Annotated in this window: 3 protein-coding genes; all 3 read right to left on the minus strand. The window is 74.1% G+C overall.

Features of this window, described 5'->3' with window-relative positions:
* Window positions 1-84 precede the first annotated feature (84 nt).
* The gene (locus tag B5D80_RS32540) at window positions 85-1650 is read right to left on the minus strand and encodes a glycosyltransferase family 39 protein (RefSeq protein WP_088647747.1); all 1566 of its coding nucleotides are present in this window, start codon (window positions 1648-1650) and stop codon (window positions 85-87) included.
* Window positions 1651-1655: 5 nt separating this feature from the next.
* Window positions 1656-3323 (minus strand): right-handed parallel beta-helix repeat-containing protein, encoded by a 1668-nt coding sequence (locus B5D80_RS32545; RefSeq protein WP_088647748.1) that lies wholly within the window; start codon window positions 3321-3323, stop codon window positions 1656-1658.
* A gap of 98 nt (window positions 3324-3421) precedes the next feature.
* On the minus strand, window positions 3422-3712 hold a 291-nt coding region (locus B5D80_RS33595), incomplete at its 5' end, for a hypothetical protein (RefSeq protein WP_158224288.1).

The raw sequence follows: 3712 nt of genomic DNA on the forward strand, positions 1-3712 counted from the left end.
GTGCCGGTGGGGTGGGACGGGGCGGCGGCACCGGACGGTGGAACTCCGTAGTCTCGTCGGTGCGGCCCGCGCCGGCCCGGCCGCTCACTTCGTCACCTCGGGCTTACGCACCAGCAGCCCGATGCTGAAACCCCGGACCCGCCAGGTGCGGTCGACGGCGTACGGCTTGAGCGCGGCCTCCTTCGCCGGCCCGATCCGCTGCACCGGATCGTCGAGGGCACCCTTGCGGACGACCCACACCCGCTCCGGGCGACCCAGACACACCGGAACGTCCCGGTCGGCGCACTCCCGCGCGCCCAGGGTGCCCTGCCGGCGGGCCGGTACGGTCATCAGCACGTCCCGGGGTCGCCAGCTCTCGTCGACGTACCGGTTCACCGCGTCCCGGCTGGTGCGCTGGTCACCGGCGTCGAACGGGCCGTACACCAGGGTGTCGCCGGGGCGGGCGTGCGCCCGCAGCACGGCGGCGATGTCCTTGGTGCCCTGGCTGTGGCCGGTGACGCCCCGGATCTCGACCTGCGCCGGGATGCCGAGCAGGCCGACCGCCAGCATCGCGGCGGTGCCCCGCAGCAGCGAACTGCGCCGCAACGCCAGCGACGCGACCAGCGCCCAGGCCGGCACCGTGAACAGCAGGTAGCGCGGCAGCCAGAGCGGGGTGAGCTGGGCGGCGAGCAGCAGGCCGACGGTGGGCAGCACCAGCCAGGCGGTGGCCACCGCCGACCGCTCCTTCATCGACATGCCGAGGAAGGCCAGGGCGAGCACCGCACCGGCGAGCAGCGGCCCGCCGAACAGCGCCTCCGGCGTGTCGACCAGCCGGTCCAGGGTGACCGGGGGAATCCAGTTGATCTGCGTACCGGTCTGCTGCCGGCCCAGCCAGAGGACGGGCAGCACGGGCAGCGTGCCGGCCACGGCCGCGCCGAGCCAGCCGACGAAGCCGCGCCGGCGCTGCGCCCCCCGCCAGGCGACCAGCGCGTGCGCGACGAGCAGCAGCAGGCCCACCAGGTGCATCAGCCCCAGCAACGCGACCACGGCGGAATACCCCAGGTAGCGCAGGAACCGGGGCCGTTCCAGCAGCCGGACCAGCAGCAGGGTGGCCAGCGCGGCGGCGCACACCGCGAACGCGTACGGCCGGGCCTCCTGCGCGTACCGGGAGGTGGTCGGCAGCACCGCGAACAGCAGGCCGGCGACCAGCCCGACCCGCAGCCCGCCGATCCGCAGGCCGATCGCGGCGACCAGGCCGGCCGCCGCCGCCATGGCCAGCAGCGACGGCAGCCGCAACGCGACGTCGGAGCTGCCGGCCAACGCCACCCAGCCGCGCATCAGCAGGTAGTACGGGCCGATGGAGGCGTCGACGTTGCGCAGCACCGCCACGAAGTCGTCGAACCCGACGGTGACCATGCCCCAGGTGGCCAGCTCGTCCTCCCACAGGCTGGGCCGGTTCAGCCCGATCCCGCCGAGGACGGCGACCACGACCATCGGCAGCAGCCGGGCCAGGTGACGCAGCCAGGGCGCGTCCAGCGGTTCCGGTGGGGCCGGCTGGTCGGCCTCGGTGGGCCGCCACGGGGCGGCCGGCTCGGGCGGCGCGTCCCGGACCCGGACGATCAGGGCGGTCGGCGCGTCGCTGCGGGCACCGGTGCCCCCGGTGGGTGACATCCCGCTCACCGGGTGGCGGCGAGCAGGTCGTCCAGGACGAGGGTGCGCAGGTCGTCCCGGCTCGGCATCCGGCCCAGCGCGCGCAGCCGCCCGGACTGCGCCTTGCGCATCCCCTCCAGCAGCTTGCGGGCCTCCCGGGCGTTGCCGAAGTTCTGGTCCCGTTCGATCTGGCCGAACCACTCCAGCAGCCCGTCGGCCAGCCCGTCGGCGAGCAGGTACTCGTCGTTGCGGGCGATCCGGCCGACGATGTCGACCAACTGCACCGGGCTGTAGTTCTCGAACTCCAGCGTCTTGGCGAACCGGGACGCCAACCCGGAGTTGGCGTCCAGGAAGGCGGCCATCTCGGTGGTGTAACCGGCGACGATCACGGCCACCTGGTCGCGGTGGTCCTCCATCAGCTTGACCAGGGTGTCGATCGCCTCCTGGCCGAAGTCGCCGCCGGCACCCCCGGCCCGGGACAGGGTGTACGCCTCGTCGATGAACAGCACCCCGCCCAGCGCCTCGGTGAACACCGACGAGGTCTTCTCGGCGGTGTGCCCGATGTACTGGCCGACCAGGTCCCGCCGGGACACCTCCCGGAACTGGCCGTTCGGCAGCACCCCGAGGGCCTTGAGCAACTGCCCGTAGACCCGGGCCACTGTCGTCTTGCCGGTGCCCGGCGCGCCCGTGAAGATCAGGTGGTGGCTGACCGCGCCCACCGCCAGCCCGGCGTTGCGCCGCCACTCGTTGACCTGGATCTCGTCGATCAGCGAGCGCACCTCGGCCTTCACCCCGGCCAGGCCGATCATCGAGTCGAGTTCGGCGAGGAGTTCCTCGACCTTCTGCTCGTCCTGGCCGACCGTGCCGCCGCCCGCGCTGACCCCGGCCATCGGCCGCCCGCCCGCCTCCGCCGCCCGGAACACGGTGCCGGCGCCCTCCGCGATCCGGACGCCCGGGGCGGCGGTCTGCTCCGTACGGCAGCCCTCGACCGTGCCGCCGCAGCCCCGGCCGACGTCGATGCCGACGCCCCGGGTGTCGTGCACCCAGCAGTCCACGATGGTGGGGCTGCTCTGCAACGCGACCACGATGCCCGCGTCACCGGTGCCGGAGACGTCGCAGCGTTCGATGGTGGGGCGGGCCGCCTGGTAGACGTACACGCCCCGGAAGCCGGCGGCGGCGACCGTGCAGTTGCGGATGGTCGGGTCGGCACCGAGCCGCACGATGATCCCGTCGTCGGTGACGTCGCGGACCTCGCACCGCTCGACCGTGCCGCCCGCGTCCGAGACGACCAGCCCGTGCTGGCCGCCGGTGACGGTGACCTCGACGGCCTCGATCCGGGCCCCGTCGCGTACCGACACGGCTGCGGCGTACCCGGCGCTGGCCTGGCACTTCTCCATGCGGAGCCGGCCGCCGACCGCCTCCACCGCCGGATAGTCGCCGCCCTGCACGACCAGCCCGTGCAACAGCACCTCGCCACCGGTGCAGGCCACCGTCGGCCGTCCGGCGGCCCGACCGTCCACGATGACCGAACCCGGCTCGCCGGCGGCCACCAGCCGGACCCGCCGGCCGTCGAGCCGCAGCGACTCGGGGTAGACGCCGGGGGCGATCGAGACGACCGCGTCGTCCGCCGCGATCTCCAGCGCGTCCGTGATGGTCGGACAGGCCCCGGCTCGGTCAGGGGAGACAGTCAGCATGCGCACATGGCCCCGCTCGGTCGTGGAAGGACGGACCGGTTCGTCGTCGACGTCCGGTCGAAGGGTACCGGTCGACCGGGGGTGGCCTCGCCCCCGCGTCAGATGGTGAAGGTGGCCTCCCGCACCGAGGCGGCCACCTTGCGCACCTCGTCCGCGCGGTCCAGGGGCGCGGTCATCCGCAGCACCAGTTGCCTGTCGATCGCGTCCTCCGGCACGCTGCGCCAGTAGGAGAGGTAGACCAGCCCGTAGCGCGGCGCACCGTCCACCCGGGCGGTCTCCGCCCAGGTGGTGAACTCGCCACTGCGGATCCACTGCAACCCCCATGCCTCCTCCTGCCGGCGCAGCGCGGTGCGGCGCTCGTCGGTGCAGAGCCGGGGGCACTGCCGGAC

The organism is Micromonospora wenchangensis, assembly GCF_002210435.1.
GTDB lineage: Bacteria > Actinomycetota > Actinomycetes > Mycobacteriales > Micromonosporaceae > Micromonospora > Micromonospora wenchangensis.